Here is a 14,246-nt window from a genome sequence, read left to right on the forward strand (position 1 = left end):
CAATGTCCGCGTTTTTCGATTCCATCGCCGCAAAAGATGCGTTATGGGAGCCGCATGACGATCAAGCCCCTCATCATCCTCCCGGATCCCCTGCTGCGCCAGGTTTCCACGTCCATCGAACGTGTCGATGCCGAGCTCCAGAAGCTGGCCGACGACATGCTTGAAACCATGTACGAGGCGCCGGGCATCGGCCTTGCCGCCATCCAGGTCGGCGTGTCGCGCCGCCTGCTGGTGATCGACGTCTCCAAGGAAGGCGAGGACAAGCAGCCGCTGGTCTTCATCAATCCCGAGATCATCAAGTCGTCGGATGAGCGTTCCGTCTATGAAGAAGGCTGCCTGTCGATCCCCGACTACTATGCCGAGGTCGAGCGCCCGGCGATGGTGACGGTCAAGTCGATCGACCGCGACGGCAAGGAACAGATGACCGAGGCCGACGGCCTGCTGGCGACCTGCCTGCAGCATGAGATCGACCATCTCAACGGCGTTCTGTTCATCGACCATATCTCCCGGCTGAAGCGCGAGATGGTGATCAAGAAGTTCACCAAGGCGGCAAAGTCGAAGGCGCTCTGATCATCGGCCGGCGATCCTCGCCGGCGGAGACGGGCGTCGATCGCGGAAGGGGTGGAAACCATCATGGCACTTCGCATCATCTTCATGGGCACCCCAGAATTTTCCGTCGCCACGCTTGAGGCTTTGGCGGCGGCCGGCCACCAGATCGTCGCGGTCTATACCCAGCCGCCGCGTCCGGGCGGGCGGCGCGGGCTCGATCTGCAAAAGTCTCCCGTCCATCTCGCCGCCGAGCGGCTCGGTCTGCCGGTCCTGCATCCGCTGAATTTTCGCGAGGCGGAGGAGCGTGACCGCTTCCGTGCCTTCAACGCCGACGTGGCCGTCGTCGTCGCCTATGGCCTGCTGCTGCCGGAGGCGATCCTCACCGGCACACGGCTTGGCGCCTATAACGGGCATGCTTCGCTCCTGCCGCGCTGGCGGGGAGCGGCCCCGATCCAGCGCGCCATCATGGCCGGCGACGCAGAGACCGGCATGATGGTGATGAAGATGGACAAGGGGCTCGACACCGGCCCGGTGGCGCTCACCCGCACGATTGCGATCGGGCCGGACATGACCGCGGGCGAACTGCATGACCGCTTGAGCGTCATCGGCGCCGAAGGCATGGCCGAGGCCATGGCGGCGCTCGAGGCCGGCACGCTGGAGACCGTGCCGCAGCCCGAACAGGGCGTGCTCTATGCCGCCAAGATCGACAAGGCCGAGACGCGCATCGATTTTTCCCGTGACGCCGCGCAGGTGCACAATCACATTCGCGGCCTGTCGCCCTTTCCCGGCGCGTGGTTCGAGCTGGAAGTGAACGGCAAGCCCGAGCGGATCAAGGTTCTCGGCTCGACCCTGGCCGAGGGCGAAGGCCGCCCCGGCGCGGTCCTTGATCAATCGCTGACCGTCGCCTGCGGACACGGCGCGGTGCGGCTGACCCGTCTGCAGAAGGCCGGAGGCAAACCGCTCGATGCGGCTGATTTCCTGCGCGGAACGCCCGTTTCGCCCGGAACGGTTCTAAACTGATGCCGCGTTTTCGCATGACCGTCGAATATGACGGTTCCCCCTATGTCGGCTGGCAGCGCCAGGACAACGGCCATTCGGTGCAGACTGCGCTCGAAAATGCAGTCCTCTCGCTAACCGGCGAAACCGTGTCGATCCGCGGTGCCGGTCGAACCGATTCCGGCGTGCATGCCAAGGGGCAGGTGGTCCATGTCGACCTGACGCGCGCCTGGATCCCCTACACGCTGCGCAACGCGCTGAACGCCTATCTGGCATCGGCGGGCGAACGGGTCGCCGTGCTGGATGTCCGCGCGGTTGATGACAGTTTTGACGCGCGCTTCTCCGCCATCCGCCGGCATTATCTCTATCGCATCATCACACGCCCCGCTCGCCTCGCGCTCGAGGCCGAGCGCGCCTGGTGGGTGTCGAAGCCGCTCGACCAGGAAGCGATGCACGCGGCCGCCCAGAGGCTCATCGGCCACCATGACTTCACCACGTTTCGCTCCATCCGCTGTCAGGCCAATAGCCCGATGCGGACGCTCGATCGGCTGGACGTGACGCGGCAGGGCGATCTGATCGAAATCCGCGCCACAGCGCAAAGCTTCCTGCACAACCAGATCCGCTCCTTCGCAGGAACGCTCAAGCGCGCCGGTGAAGGCAGGATGACGCCTGACGACGTGCAGGCCGCACTCGAGGCGCGCGACCGCGCCGCCTGCGGTCCCGTGGCGCCGCCGGAAGGACTGTTCTTCCTCAAGGTGGACTATCCGGGCGACGAACCCGCCTGAGCGGCGTCACGCCGGACGCTTGTCAGGCGCTCGGAAATGACATATCCATATTTCAAGAAATCTCGAAATATGGAGAAACCCGTGACCGTCACCATCTACCACAACCCCGCCTGCGGCACGTCGCGCAACACGCTTGAAATGATCCGCCAGTCGGGCGAGCAGCCGGTGGTCATCGAATATCTGAAGACCCCGCCGAGCCGCGAGCGGCTGGTCGAACTGATCGGCAAGATGGGCATCGCGCCGCGCGAACTGCTGCGCAAGAAGGGCACGCCCTACGAGGAACTCGGCCTCGATGATGCCGGCCTTTCCGACGAACAACTGATCGATGCGATGATGGCGCATCCGATCCTCATCAACCGCCCGATCGTCGAGACGGAGAAGGGCACGCGCCTGTGCCGTCCCTCCGAAGCTGTGCTGGACATCCTGGAAAACCCCGTCGACACCTACACCAAGGAGGACGGCGAAGTCGTCAGGACGGGCGGTGCCGTGGAATGAGCATCGAGGATACCGATACGCCGAACATCGACGACAGCCAGTTTCGTGCCGTCGACGAGGCACGCTTGTTCCTACCGGAGCGCATGACCCATCCGCCGCGCATCCTGATGCTCTACGGCTCGCTGCGAGAGCGCTCCTATTCGCGGCTGCTGACGGAAGAGGCGGCCCGCATCCTGCGCCGCTACGGCGCCGAAGTCCGCATCTTCGATCCGCACGGCCTGCCGCTCGCCGACGAGGTCGAGGCGTCGCATCCCAAGGTGCAGGAACTGCGCGATCTGTCCCTCTGGTCCGAGGGACAGGTCTGGTGCTCGCCCGAGCGTCACGGCGCCATGTCGGGGGCGATGAAGACTCAGATCGACTGGCTGCCGCTGTCCATGGGGGCGATCCGCCCGACGCAGGGCCGGACGCTGGCGCTCATGCAGGTTTGCGGCGGATCGCAGAGCTTCAATTCGCTCAATCAGATGCGCGTGCTCGGCCGCTGGATGCGCATGGTCACCATCCCGAACCAGTCGTCGGTGCCCAAGGCCTTCAGCGAATTCGACGACGCGGGACGGATGAAGCCGTCCTCCTATTACGAGCGCGTCGTCGACGTGATGGAGGAGCTGGTCAAGTTCACGCTGCTGGTGCGCGAGCGCTCCGACTATCTGGTCGAGCGCTATTCGGAGCGGGTCGAGACCGCGGCCGAATTGTCGAAGCGGGTCAACCAGCGCTCGATCTGAGTCTTTTCAGCCCGGATAGATGTCGAGATAGCGCTCCAGCAATTCCGAGAGGATCATCGTCGGCACCAGCAGCACCATTGTGACCGTCGCGATGGTCAGCACATGCTCGCCGAGCAGCATGCGGAAGATGCGGAAGAGTGTGATCACCAGTGCCAGCGCCATCAGGTAGGACAGGATGACGGCGAGCCCGGTGAGGCTCGGCAGCAGCATCATGATCAGCAGGAGCACGCCATATCCATAGGCCACCGGCAGCGTCAGCCAGTTGGAGATGGCCACGATCGACAGGAATTTGTCGCCGATGCCGACGAGCCAGCTGAGCAGGCCGACCAGCACTAGCGGCACGATCCAGTTGGCGACTTCGACCAGCGCGAGCCGGAAGAAGAACAGCGCCCCGACGTCCGCCCCCTCGGGCAGGGTCTGCAGATAGATGCTCCGCCACCACAGGAAGGTGAGCAGCGTGGTCGGCAGGACGAAGAATGCCGCCCAGAACGATCGCAAGGCGCCGCGGTCGGAGAAATCGAGATGGGAAAAGCCTTTCGGGTTCTGCTGGAACAGCAGCCACAGGCCGGTCAGGTAGAATTCGACCTCCTTAAGCGTTGGCATTCGCGAACCACTGCTCGATGAAGGTCTTGTAGATCCGGGTCAGCGTTTCCAGGTCTTCGACCGCGACGCGTTCGTCGACCATGTGCATGGTCTGGCCCACCAGCCCGAATTCCACCACCGGGCAATAGTCCTTGATGAAGCGCGCGTCCGAAGTGCCGCCTGTCGTCGACAGTTGCGGCGTCGAGCCGGTCACGGTCTCGATCGCGCCGGACAGGGATGCGATCAGCGCGTTGTTGCGCGTCAGGAAGACGTGGCTCGGACGCTCCGACCAGACGATCTCGTAAGCGACCGGATCGCGGCCCGGACGCAGATGGTTCTCCGCCGCCGCCTCGTCGAGCCGGCGCAGGATCTCGGCCTGGACGCTCTCCGCCGTCCACACATCGTTGAAGCGGATGTTGAACTTGAAGCTGGTCGAGGCGGGAATGACGTTGGTCGCCGGATTGCCGACATCGATCGAGGTGACCTCGAGATTGGACGGCTGGAAATTGTCGGTGCCATGATCGAAGGGCGGATGCATCAGCGCATCGGCCAGGCGCACCGCGCCACGCACCGGATTGTCGGCGAGATGCGGATAGGCCGCATGCCCCTGCACGCCGCGCACGGTGACCGTCGCCGAGATCGAGCCGCGCCGGCCGATCTTGATCATGTCGCCAAGCTGGTCGGGATTGGTCGGCTCGCCGACCAGGCAGGCGTCCCAGTGTTCGCCCTTGTCCTTGGCCCATTCGAGCAGCTTGACCGTGCCGTTGACGGCCGGGCCTTCCTCGTCGCCGGTGATGAGCAGCGACACCGAACCCTTCGGCGGACCCTTCTCCTCGACCAGTCTTGCGAGTGCCGTGACGAAACAGGCGATGCCGCCCTTCATGTCGACGGCGCCGCGCCCGTAGAGCATGCCGTCGGCGATCTCTGCAGCAAAGGGCGGGTGGCTCCAGTCGGCCTCGTTGCCGACCGGCACGACATCGGTATGGCCGGCAAACATCAGATGCGGGCCTTCGCTGCCGAGCCGCGCATAGAGGTTTTCGATGTCGGGCGTGCCCGGCTCGCTGGCCGTCATGCGCTCCACCTTGAAGCCGAGCGGCTCGACGAGGGCCTGTAATGTCGTGAGCGCGCCGCCCTCGGCGGGGGTCACAGACGGGCAGCGGATGAGGGCCTGGAGGACTTCGGCGGGATTGGTGCTGTTCATGATCTCTGGGCGCTGTCGAGGTCCGGCAGCGTGGCTGCCGCGACCGTCTGGGAGGTTGAGTGAGGTTTAGCCGATCGGCCGGCGCCTGTCACGAGCCAAGGGCCGGCTCAGCTTTTCGGCCAGTCCGGTGCCGGGCCATAGGCGTTCGGTCCTGACGCCGAGGGCCACAGACAGAGCACGAAGAGCATGACGAAGGACACGGCGGGCACGAACAGCACGAAGACGAGGATCCCCGGCAGGCCCATGTCGTGCAGCCGTTTGACGCTCATCATCACCGTCGAGGCGACGGAGACCGTCACGCCGGCAAAGAACAGCAGGCTGAACAGCCGGAACAGATCCTCGTCCTCCTGGTGGAGGGCGAGGGAGGCGACGGCGTAGCAGTTGAGCGTCATCCAGAACAGCCAGCCGAGGATGAACACCTGCCGTCCGGCGCGGCCCGACGGGCTGAAGAACAGCCAGGCGACGGTCGGCCGACGGGCCGGCGTCTGCATCGGCCTCAGTCCCGCAGAAGCTCGTTGATGCCAGTCTTCGAGCGGGTCTGCGCGTCGACGCGCTTGACGATCACGGCGCAGTAGAGGTTCGGCGCCGGCTGGCCGTTGGCCATGGTCTTGTCGGAGGCCAGCGAGCCGGCGACGACGACGGAATAGGGCGGCACTTCGCCATAGGAGATCTCGCCGGTGGCGCGGTCGACGATCTTGGTCGACTTGCCGATGAACACGCCCATGCCGAGCACCGAGCCCTCGCGGACGATGCAGCCCTCGACGACTTCAGAACGCGCGCCGATGAAGCAGTTGTCCTCGATGATGGTCGGGCCGGCCTGCATCGGTTCCAGAACGCCGCCGATGCCGACGCCGCCGGACAGATGCACATGCGCGCCGATCTGGGCGCAGGAGCCGACGGTCGCCCAGGTATCGACCATGGTGCCCTCGCCGACATAGGCGCCGAGATTGACGAAGGATGGCATCAGGATGGCATTGGGCGCGATATAGGCCGAGCGGCGCACGACGGCGTTCGGCACGGCGCGGAAGCCGGCGCGCTCGAATTCATTGGTGCTCCAGCCTTCGAACTTGGAGGGCACCTTGTCCCACCAGGTCGAGCCGCCGGGGCCGCCGCTCACCACTTCCATGGCGTTCAGGCGGAAGGAAAGAAGCACGGCCTTTTTCAGCCACTGATGAACCGTCCAGTTGCCGTCCTCGCCGCGTGTGGCGACGCGCACCTTGCCGCTGTCGAGCAGGTTGAGGGAGGTTTCAACGGCATCGCGGATCTCGCCGCGGGTCGAGGTGCTGACCGTGTCGCGATTGTCGAATGCCGCTTCGATGACGTGTTCGAGGGCGTTGAGATCCGTGGCGTTCATCTGAATTCCTTAAACTTCGTTGTCTATCGTTGAACCGGACGATACCCGCATTCGCAATCGGGAACTGACCCTTGCTCTAGCGCATTCGCCCGGGGTTGAAAACAGCCGCCGGCGCATTCGGCGTCTCCGATCGCGACAAAGAAAGGCATGAAAAATGGCAAAACCCTCCAATGGCCGGGAACGGAGCAAGGACGGATCGTGGGCCGCGCTGAAGGACAGCCAGACCGACCGCAGACGCGCCGCGGAGGTGCCCCGCACGCCGCAGTCTGAATCCCCGTCCTACCGGCTCGCCTATGTCGACGATGATTTCATGATGCGCGAAGAACTGCGCCCGGTGCGGCTGCAGCTCGAATTGCTGAAGGTCGAGATGATCCTCGCCGAGCGCGGCATCAAGTCGACGGTGGTCATGTTCGGCGGCGCGCGCATTCCCGAGCCCGGCAAGGATGCCTGGGCGGCGCGCAACGAGACCCAGCGCGCCAGCCTGACGGCGGCATCGGTCTACTACGAGGAGGCGCGCAAGTTCGCCCGCCTGTGCGCCGGCTATGCGGCCCAGTTTAACCACCATGAATATGTCGTGACGACGGGCGGCGGACCGGGTGTCATGGAGGCGGGCAATCGGGGCGCCGCGGAAATGGGGGCCCCGACCATCGGGCTCAACATCGTTCTGCCGCACGAACAGGCGCCGAACCCCTATGTAACGCCGGAGCTCAGCTTCAACTTCCACTATTTCGCCATCCGCAAGATGCACTTCCTGATGCGCGCCAAGGCGATCGTCATCTTTCCCGGCGGTTTCGGCACGCTGGACGAATTTTTCGAAGCGCTGACGCTCATCCAGACGAAGCGCATGGCGCCGATCCCGCTCATCCTGTTCGGCGAGGCGTTCTGGCGAGGCATCGTCAATTTCGAGGCGCTGGCCGAATTCGGCACCATCGCACCCGACGATCTGAAATTGTTGAACTTTGTCGAGACCGCCGACGCGGCCTGGCAGATCATCGCCGACCACTACGAACACTGAAAAAGCAGTCTGGACGAGGAAAGGCCCGCGAGCATGCTCGCGGGCCTTCTTTTGTTGCTTGCAGGTGGCGCTTACTGCATCCAGAAGCCGCGCTTCGGGAAGTCGTCCACGGTGATGGCACCATCCTTGTCGGTGTCCATCTGCGTGAACATCTTGTCGGCCACTGCTGCGGCCTCGTCCTTGCTGATCTGGCCGTTCTCGTCGGTGTCGGCCATGCCCATCATGCCGCGCGGACCCATTGCGCCCATGCGGTCGCCCATCGGCCCGCCACGTTCCATGCCGGGGCCGCGGTTGCCGTCGCGCATGCCGTGATGTCTGCCGTGGCGCTGGTCGTCGTCATCGCCCCAGCCATGGCCCTTGCCCTGGCGCGGACCGTCGCAATCGTCCCCACCGGGACCGCGGTCGCCGTCAGGACCCCAACCGAACTGGTTGCCCATTCCATCGCGCGGCTGCTGACCGTTCATCGGGCCGGTGCCGTCCTGGGGACCCTGTCCCTGGCCTGCGCCCTGACCTTGTCCCTGACCCTGGCCGGCGGCGGGACCATTACCCTGAGCCTGGCCGTCCGGGGCCGGCGCATTGGCCTGCATTTCCGCCTGGCGGGCGGCGCGCATGGCCTCGCGGTGCTTGCGGAACTCGCCGGGGATCAGCACGCCGTCATTGTCGGCATCGATGGTGGCGAACATCTTGTCCCTGGCGGTCGTGGACTCTTCCTTGGAAATCTTGCCGTCCTTGTTGGTGTCGAATTCCTGCAGCATGCGGACGAACATGCCTTCGCCGCCCGGACCGCGGCCCATATCCTGGCGGGCGAGAACGACCGAAGCCGAGGTGCCGATCAGGAGGCTGCCGATGATCGCTGCGAGGGTGAGTGTCTTGCCGGTCATGGGAAAGTTCCTTTCATCATCTGGTGATGAGAGGAAGATAGGGCGGCCGAATGCAAGAACCTACTTAAACATCGGTAAGCTGGGTGAAGCTTTGGTAATGATTGAGATCCGTCAAGCCGAGGCGTCGATGAGACGACCAAGGAAGCCGGCGAGGTCGTCGGTGACGAAGTCGATGCTTGCCGGATCGGTGTTGTCGGCCAGCTCCCAGCTTTCCAGCACGACATCGCCGAGATTGCGCGGCACGAGCAGCACCGTCTTCATGCCCAGCGCCTTCGGCACCGCCAGATTGCGCGGCAGGTCCTCGAACATGGCGGCATGGCGCGTATCGATGCGGTTCAGGCTGGTGAACTTGTCGTATGTGCTGCCGGCGGGTTTCGGCTGATAGCCGGCCGCGACGATATCGAAGATGTCGTCGAAATGGTCGAGAATGCCAAGCGCCCGCGCGGCATCCTGCGCATGGGCGACCGTGCCGTTGGTGAAGATGAACTTGCGGCCCGGCAGCGCCTTGATCGCCGCGCCGAGCGTCTCGTCGGGCAGCAGCGCCGAATAGTCGATCGCATGGGCCTTTTCGAGGAAGTCGTTCGGATCGACGCCGTGATGCTGCATCAGGCCGGCCAGCGTCGTGCCGTGGTCGTGGTAGTATTTCTTCTGCAGCGCCTTTGCCTCGACCGGATCCATCTGCAGCAACTGCGCCACGTAAGCCGTCATGTTGCGGTCGATCTGCGCGAACAGATTGATGTGATGCGGGTAGAGCGTGTTGTCGAGGTCGAACACCCAGTCGCGGACATGGGCGAAGTCGTCTTTGTGCGGAAGAAGGGCTTTGTCGGTCATGCTGGCGTTATGACAGGACCGTCGGATTTGGCAAGCCGATCTGCGTCGGCCGGCGGCCCGAAGACGCCCGCATTTCCCCGAGACGAAAATCCCCCCGCGGCGCCGGCCGCGAGGGGATCGTGTGTCGAACGGGCGGCTGGCCCCGATCACTTCATCTCGTAGATGTCGATCGGGAAGTACTTCTTGTTGATCTCGGCATATTTGCCGTTGGCGCGGATGGCGTCGATCGCCGCGTTCAGCTTGGCGAGCAGGTCGGTGTCTTCCTTGCGCACCGCAATGCCGGCGCCCTGGCCGATGAACTTCGGATCGGCGATCGGTGCGCCGACGAGTTCGCAGCACTTGGCGCCGTCGCCCTTCGACAGCCAGTCCATCATCGGCAGCATGTCGCCGATCTGGACGTCGAGGCGGCCGTTGATCATGTCCATGTTGACCTCGTCCTGGGTCGGATAGAGCTTGATGTCGAGGTCGGGGTAGGTGGCGGTGGCGAACTCGGCCTGGGTCGTGCCGGACTGCGCGCCGATCACCTTGCCCTTCAGGCCCTCGTTGGAGAAGTCGGTGATGTTGGCGCCCTTCTGGGCGATGTGGGTCATCGGCGCCTTGTAGTAGGACTTGGTGAAGGCGACCTTCTCGGCCCGTTCCGGCGTGATGAACATCGAGGCGATCATGAAATCGAACTTCTTCGCCTGCAGCGCCGGGATGATTCCGTCCCAGTCCTGGGTCACGACCTCGCATTCGACCTTCATCTCGGCGCACAGCGCCATGCCGATCTCGACGTCGAAGCCGCCGACCTTGCCGTCCGAGGCGACGAAGTTGAAGGGCGGATAGGCGCCCTCGGTGCCGATGATCAGCTTGTCGGCAGCCTGGGCGGAAAGCGCCGTCAGGGCCGTAAAGGCCAGAGCCAGAATGGTTTTCTTCATGATCGTTCCCCTTGTTGTGACGCCTTTCGCGGCGCCTTGCCGGCCAGTCTATGCAGCGCCAGGGCATCAGCGAAATAGATAGTTGCAATAGTCGATATCAACGTGATTTATTGTGAGGCGCCTTTCATCGGGACGACCCCATGGCCAACAAACGGCTTGAACGCTTCGCCCACAATCTCGACTGGAATCTGCTGCGAACCTTCGCCGTCGTCGTCGAGGAAGGATCGATCACGGCCGCCGCCTCCCGTCTGCTGTTGCAGCAGCCGGCCGTCTCCATGGCATTGAAACGGCTCGAGGAAACGACCGGTCACCGGCTGATCGACCGCCGCCCCGGCCGCTTCGAGATGACGGAGGCCGGCGAGCGGCTGTATCGCCAGGCGCGCGACATCTTCGCCGCCGTCGTTCGCCTGCCGGATACGCTGGAAGGCGCCGGCGCCGATATCACCGGCCATGTCTCGGTCCATGCCGTCTCCCACGTCCATCACCCCGGCTGGGACGAGCGGACCGCGCGCTTCTTCGCCGCCCACCCGAAGGTCACCATGAACGTGACGATCGAGACCACGGCGGACGTCATCAGTTCGGTAGAGCGCGGCATTGCCAGCATCGGCATCTGCGACGGCATCATTCCCGATCATCTGGCCAAGGTCCCCTACAAGCTGGAGCGCTATGCCCTCTATTGCGGTGCCGGCCACCGGCTGTTCGGTGTGGAGGGCGCATCGCTCAACGACCTGCGCGGTGATCCCTATGTCGCGTTTACCGCCGACGTGCTCGGCGGCCAGCACATGAATGCGGTGACAGCCGTGCGGGCCGTCGGTTCGTTCGGGCAGGAGGTGCGCGCCGTGTCCAGTCATGTCGAGGAGGTGATCCGCATGGTCGCCGCCAATATCGGCATCGGCATGCTGCCCAATCATCTGGTGCGGCCCTGGGTCGAAGCCGGCCGGCTCTGGCAATTACCGCCTTACGGCAGCCTGCCGGTCAGCGAGGTCTTCCTGATCAGCAATCCCAACGCCATGCTCAATCCGGCCGAGCAGGCCTTTGTGGCGGTGATGGAAGGGCTCGAGCTGTTCGAGGATGAAACCGTAGATCAATTTGGTTGATGCTTGCTTTTGTAACTATAAATTTGAATGTGGGTGTCCTCCCCGGCTAGCATGCGACCTTCATTCGGGAAAACCACGCATGCAGACCTATGACATCGCCATTCTCGGCGGCGGCATCGCCGGCCTCTCGCTCGCCTATTTCCTTGGCGCCAGCCGTTCGGTCGTGGTGCTCGAGCGCGAAGAGAGCCTCGGCTACCATTCGACCGGCCGCTCGGCAGCGGAATTCGTGCTGCGCTACAACAGCCCCGAAGTCTGCACGCTCGCCGCCATCAGCCGCGATTTCTTCGACCATCCGCCGCAGGGCTTCGCCGACGTGCCCCTGCTCGTGCCGCGGGGCGGTGTGATGATCGCCAATGCGGAAAAGCTGGAACGGTTCGAGGCCCATTTCACCGTCGAACGGACGAAGGCCGACAATCTCACACGCCTGTCGATCGAAGAAGCCCTCGCCATGGTGCCGATCCTCGACCCTACCTATGTCGCCGGCGTCTATCACGACCCGGAATTCTGGGACATCGAGGTCGAGAGCTTGCTGCAAGGCTATGTGAAGGGCGCCCGCCGCGCCGGCGTCGAGATCCGTCAGAACGCCGGCGTGATGTCCGCCCACGACGATGGCCGCCAATGGGTTCTGGACACCGAGGGAGGGACAATCGCCGCGCGGATTGTGGTGAATGCCACCGGCGGCTGGGCCGATCCGACGGCGGAACTCTTCGGCGTCGCGCCGATCGGGATCGTGCCGCATCGCCGAACCGCGATCCTCGTGGACCTGCCGGACGGCGTCGACGCCCGTACCATGCCGGAAATCAACGAACTGGACGACGAGTTCTATATCAAGCCCGATGCCGGCCGCCTGCTCGTCTCGCCCGCCGACGAAACCCCTTGTGAGCCGGGCGATGTGCAGCCGGAAGAGATCGACGTCGCCTGGGCGGCGCATCATCTGGAAACCGCAACCACCATGGACGTCCGCCGCATCGCCAAGAGTTGGGCCGGCATGCGCAGCTTCGCGCCCGACCGCCTGCCGGTGATCGGGCCGGACGTCGACAATCCGCGCTTCTTCTGGCTGGCCGGGCAGGGCGGCTACGGCATCCTCAGTTCACCGGCGCTTGGCGCGCTCGCCGCCAGCCTGCTGACCGGAAGCGCTTCTCCGGAGAGCTTCGCCCGCATAGGCCTCGCGCCGGCGGCCTTTTCGCCGCAACGTTTCTGAGCCTTCTGTCGCTTTCCTCGGCCCGGCGGCTTTTCCGTTCCGTCGCCGGGTGCTAACAGCACCTGATGCCCGCCTGGATCCTCATCACCTTCGCCAGCGCATTCCTGCAGAATCTGCGCTCCGTCCTGCAAAAGCACCTGAAAGGCCGAATGGGCACGACGGGCGCGACCTTTGTGCGCTTCGGCTACGGGGTGCCCTTTGCGCTGACCTATCTGGCCGTGCTGCACTATGGCCTTGGCCGACCGCTGCCGGTGCCGGACGGCGCCTTCGCCTTCTGGGCGGTGATCGGCGCCTTTGCCCAGATTGCCGCCACCTTCTTGCTGGTCCATCTCTTTTCGTTCCGCAATTTCGCGGTCGGCACCGCCTATTCGCGCACCGAACCGGCCCAGGCCGCCCTGATCGCGCTGGTCCTGTTCGGCGAGACGATCACCGTGCCGACGCTGATGGCTATTCTGGTCTCGGTGCTCGGCGTGATGCTGATCTCGGTGGCGCGCACGGCGCTGACCCTGCCGTCGCTGTTTACCTCGGTCTTCAGCCGCACCGCGCTGATTGGCCTGCTGTCCGGCCTGTTCTTCGGCGTATCGGGCATTGCTTATCGCTCCGCGTCGCTTGCGTTGCAGCCGAGTCTGCCCGCACCCGACAGCGTCATGCAGGCGAGCTACACGCTGGTCGTCGTCATCCTCGTGCAGACCTTCGCCATGCTCTTCTGGATGCTGTGGCGTGATCGCGCCGAGCTTCGTCGGGTCGGTGCCGCCTGGAAGATCGGCATTCTCGTCGGCTTCGTCGGCGCGACCGCCTCCTTCGGCTGGTTCACGGCCATGACCCTGCAGCAGGTGGCCGTCGTCAAGGCGCTGGCCCAGGTCGAGATGCTCTTCACCTTCGCCTCCTCGGTCTTCTTCTTCAAGGAGAAGATCAACCGGCTGGAGGTCGCCGGCTGCGTTCTGATCGTCGCCGGGGTCCTATTGCTGCTCGTCGTCTGAGCGCTGGCCCGATTTCGGCCTGCCCGCACCGATTGCGGGCGCCGGAACGACTCACTATCATTTCTTCCTCGACAGGCGGGAGGCTTGAGCCAGATGACGGAAGCGCTGTTTTGCGAATGGTTCGACACGCCGGTCGGCGACCTGGTCGCCGTCGCCGATGATACGCATCTGCGGGTTCTGGGCTTCGAGGATGACGGATCGCCGGCCGACAGGCTCGAGCGGCAGCGCCGTCGTCTCGGCTGCGATGTCATCGCCGCGGGCAATGCGATCACCACGGCCATGGGCCGGGAACTCAAGGCCTATTTCGCCGGTGAACTCTTCGACTTCACCCTGCCGCTTTCGCCGGCCGGCAGCGAATTCGAGCAGAAGGTCTGGGCGGAGCTGTTGAAGGTGCCGCTCGGCGAAACCTGTTCCTATGGCGATATCGCCAGGAATGTCGGGGGCATGGAAACCGTGCGCGCGGTCGGCAAGGCCAACGGCGCCAATCCGATCGCCATCGTCATTCCATGCCACCGCTGCATCGGTTCCGACGGCTCGCTCACCGGCTATGGCGGTGGGCTGTGGCGCAAGAAATTTCTCCTGCGCCACGAAGGCGAGATGCGGCCGGTGGGGCTGTTTGCCCTCTGACCGATTGGGATCGGAC

At 64.4% G+C, this 14,246-nt stretch carries 17 protein-coding genes; 10 read left to right on the forward strand and 7 right to left on the reverse strand.

From position 1 onward, the window contains the following. The first annotated feature begins 54 nt into the window (after positions 1-54). From def to arsH, 5 genes are all read left to right on the forward strand, one after another. Positions 55-570 (forward strand): peptide deformylase, encoded by a 516-nt coding sequence (gene def / locus L867_RS0121855; RefSeq protein WP_028738808.1) that lies wholly within the window; start codon positions 55-57, stop codon positions 568-570. A 63-nt stretch (positions 571-633) separates the two neighbouring features. Further along, complete coding sequence (gene fmt / locus L867_RS0121860) at positions 634-1,569, forward strand: methionyl-tRNA formyltransferase (RefSeq protein ID WP_028738809.1); 936 nt, start codon at positions 634-636, stop codon at positions 1,567-1,569. Then, positions 1,569-2,330, forward strand: a complete 762-nt coding sequence (gene truA, locus L867_RS0121865; protein ID WP_028738810.1) for a tRNA pseudouridine(38-40) synthase TruA — start codon at positions 1,569-1,571, stop codon at positions 2,328-2,330. Before fmt ends, truA begins: the two co-directional genes overlap by 1 nt. Before the next feature lie 81 nt (positions 2,331-2,411). Then, complete coding sequence (arsC, locus tag L867_RS0121870) at positions 2,412-2,825, forward strand: arsenate reductase (glutaredoxin) (RefSeq protein WP_028738811.1); 414 nt, start codon at positions 2,412-2,414, stop codon at positions 2,823-2,825. Then, positions 2,822-3,544 (forward strand): arsenical resistance protein ArsH, encoded by a 723-nt coding sequence (gene arsH, locus L867_RS0121875; protein ID WP_037174188.1) that lies wholly within the window; start codon positions 2,822-2,824, stop codon positions 3,542-3,544. Before arsC ends, arsH begins: the two co-directional genes overlap by 4 nt. Before the next feature lie 6 nt (positions 3,545-3,550). On the opposite strand, the gene L867_RS0121880 is transcribed toward arsH, so the two are convergent. The 4 genes from L867_RS0121880 to dapD all read right to left on the reverse strand — a co-directional run bounded on the left by L867_RS0121880 (position 3,551) and on the right by dapD (position 6,681). Further along, the gene (locus L867_RS0121880) at positions 3,551-4,147 is read right to left on the reverse strand and encodes a hypothetical protein (protein WP_028738813.1); all 597 of its coding nucleotides are present in this window, start codon (positions 4,145-4,147) and stop codon (positions 3,551-3,553) included. Continuing rightward, the gene (gene dapE, locus L867_RS0121885; RefSeq protein ID WP_028738814.1) at positions 4,134-5,327 is read right to left on the reverse strand and encodes a succinyl-diaminopimelate desuccinylase; all 1,194 of its coding nucleotides are present in this window, start codon (positions 5,325-5,327) and stop codon (positions 4,134-4,136) included. The genes L867_RS0121880 and dapE overlap by 14 nt, the downstream gene beginning before the upstream one ends. 107 nt (positions 5,328-5,434) lie before the next feature. Further along, positions 5,435-5,818 (reverse strand): DUF805 domain-containing protein, encoded by a 384-nt coding sequence (locus L867_RS0121890; protein ID WP_028738815.1) that lies wholly within the window; start codon positions 5,816-5,818, stop codon positions 5,435-5,437. Positions 5,819-5,823: 5 nt separating this feature from the next. Next, positions 5,824-6,681, reverse strand: coding sequence for a 2,3,4,5-tetrahydropyridine-2,6-dicarboxylate N-succinyltransferase (dapD, locus tag L867_RS0121895; RefSeq protein ID WP_028738816.1), 858 nt, complete (start codon positions 6,679-6,681; stop codon positions 5,824-5,826). 154 nt (positions 6,682-6,835) lie between these two features. Between dapD and L867_RS0121900 the strand changes: the two genes are divergently transcribed. Beyond that, complete coding sequence (locus L867_RS0121900) at positions 6,836-7,696, forward strand: LOG family protein (protein WP_028738817.1); 861 nt, start codon at positions 6,836-6,838, stop codon at positions 7,694-7,696. 71 nt (positions 7,697-7,767) lie between these two features. Here L867_RS0121900 and L867_RS0121905 read toward each other — a convergent pair whose 3' ends face one another. From L867_RS0121905 to L867_RS0121915, 3 genes are all read right to left on the reverse strand, one after another. Continuing rightward, positions 7,768-8,577 (reverse strand): EF-hand domain-containing protein, encoded by an 810-nt coding sequence (locus L867_RS0121905; protein ID WP_028738818.1) that lies wholly within the window; start codon positions 8,575-8,577, stop codon positions 7,768-7,770. Between the two features lie 111 nt (positions 8,578-8,688). Further along, the gene (locus tag L867_RS0121910; protein ID WP_028738819.1) at positions 8,689-9,408 is read right to left on the reverse strand and encodes a pyrimidine 5'-nucleotidase; all 720 of its coding nucleotides are present in this window, start codon (positions 9,406-9,408) and stop codon (positions 8,689-8,691) included. A gap of 146 nt (positions 9,409-9,554) precedes the next feature. Beyond that, the gene (locus tag L867_RS0121915; RefSeq protein WP_028738820.1) at positions 9,555-10,325 is read right to left on the reverse strand and encodes an ABC transporter substrate-binding protein; all 771 of its coding nucleotides are present in this window, start codon (positions 10,323-10,325) and stop codon (positions 9,555-9,557) included. A 140-nt stretch (positions 10,326-10,465) separates the two neighbouring features. On the opposite strand from L867_RS0121915, the gene L867_RS26120 reads away from it, so the two are divergent. The 4 genes from L867_RS26120 (at position 10,466) to L867_RS26125 (ending at position 14,230) form a co-directional block, all read left to right on the forward strand. Next, the gene (locus tag L867_RS26120; protein WP_051439155.1) at positions 10,466-11,422 is read left to right on the forward strand and encodes a LysR family transcriptional regulator; all 957 of its coding nucleotides are present in this window, start codon (positions 10,466-10,468) and stop codon (positions 11,420-11,422) included. A 79-nt stretch (positions 11,423-11,501) separates the two neighbouring features. Beyond that, on the forward strand, positions 11,502-12,623 hold the full coding sequence (locus tag L867_RS0121925) for an NAD(P)/FAD-dependent oxidoreductase (RefSeq protein WP_028738821.1): 1,122 nt from the start codon (positions 11,502-11,504) through the stop codon (positions 12,621-12,623). A 65-nt stretch (positions 12,624-12,688) separates the two neighbouring features. Continuing rightward, positions 12,689-13,603: an EamA family transporter gene (locus L867_RS0121930; RefSeq protein ID WP_028738822.1), complete on the forward strand. Its 915-nt coding sequence runs from the start codon at positions 12,689-12,691 to the stop codon at positions 13,601-13,603. A 93-nt stretch (positions 13,604-13,696) separates the two neighbouring features. Beyond that, a complete protein-coding gene (locus tag L867_RS26125; protein WP_051439156.1) occupies positions 13,697-14,230 on the forward strand; it encodes a methylated-DNA--[protein]-cysteine S-methyltransferase in 534 nt (177 codons plus the stop codon). Positions 14,231-14,246: the final 16 nt, after the last annotated feature.

Source organism: Paenirhizobium selenitireducens ATCC BAA-1503 (assembly GCF_000518785.1).
Lineage (GTDB): Bacteria > Pseudomonadota > Alphaproteobacteria > Rhizobiales > Rhizobiaceae > Allorhizobium > Allorhizobium selenitireducens.

What these genes read in the sequence shown, in the direction of transcription:
- def (WP_028738808.1), top strand. Translation starts at nt 55, where the DNA reads ATGACGATCAAGCCCCTCATCATCCTCCCGGATCCCCTGCTGCGCCAG.
- dapD (WP_028738816.1), bottom strand. Translation starts at nt 6,681, where the DNA reads ATGAACGCCACGGATCTCAACGCCCTCGAACACGTCATCGAAGCGGCA.
- arsH (WP_037174188.1), top strand. Translation starts at nt 2,822, where the DNA reads ATGAGCATCGAGGATACCGATACGCCGAACATCGACGACAGCCAGTTT.
- L867_RS0121910 (WP_028738819.1), bottom strand. Translation starts at nt 9,408, where the DNA reads ATGACCGACAAAGCCCTTCTTCCGCACAAAGACGACTTCGCCCATGTC.
- truA (WP_028738810.1), top strand. Translation starts at nt 1,569, where the DNA reads ATGCCGCGTTTTCGCATGACCGTCGAATATGACGGTTCCCCCTATGTC.
- L867_RS26125 (WP_051439156.1), top strand. Translation starts at nt 13,697, where the DNA reads ATGACGGAAGCGCTGTTTTGCGAATGGTTCGACACGCCGGTCGGCGAC.
- L867_RS26120 (WP_051439155.1), top strand. Translation starts at nt 10,466, where the DNA reads ATGGCCAACAAACGGCTTGAACGCTTCGCCCACAATCTCGACTGGAAT.
- dapE (WP_028738814.1), bottom strand. Translation starts at nt 5,327, where the DNA reads ATGAACAGCACCAATCCCGCCGAAGTCCTCCAGGCCCTCATCCGCTGC.
- L867_RS0121905 (WP_028738818.1), bottom strand. Translation starts at nt 8,577, where the DNA reads ATGACCGGCAAGACACTCACCCTCGCAGCGATCATCGGCAGCCTCCTG.
- fmt (WP_028738809.1), top strand. Translation starts at nt 634, where the DNA reads ATGGCACTTCGCATCATCTTCATGGGCACCCCAGAATTTTCCGTCGCC.
- L867_RS0121900 (WP_028738817.1), top strand. Translation starts at nt 6,836, where the DNA reads ATGGCAAAACCCTCCAATGGCCGGGAACGGAGCAAGGACGGATCGTGG.
- L867_RS0121925 (WP_028738821.1), top strand. Translation starts at nt 11,502, where the DNA reads ATGCAGACCTATGACATCGCCATTCTCGGCGGCGGCATCGCCGGCCTC.
- L867_RS0121915 (WP_028738820.1), bottom strand. Translation starts at nt 10,325, where the DNA reads ATGAAGAAAACCATTCTGGCTCTGGCCTTTACGGCCCTGACGGCGCTT.
- L867_RS0121890 (WP_028738815.1), bottom strand. Translation starts at nt 5,818, where the DNA reads ATGCAGACGCCGGCCCGTCGGCCGACCGTCGCCTGGCTGTTCTTCAGC.
- L867_RS0121880 (WP_028738813.1), bottom strand. Translation starts at nt 4,147, where the DNA reads ATGCCAACGCTTAAGGAGGTCGAATTCTACCTGACCGGCCTGTGGCTG.
- L867_RS0121930 (WP_028738822.1), top strand. Translation starts at nt 12,689, where the DNA reads ATGCCCGCCTGGATCCTCATCACCTTCGCCAGCGCATTCCTGCAGAAT.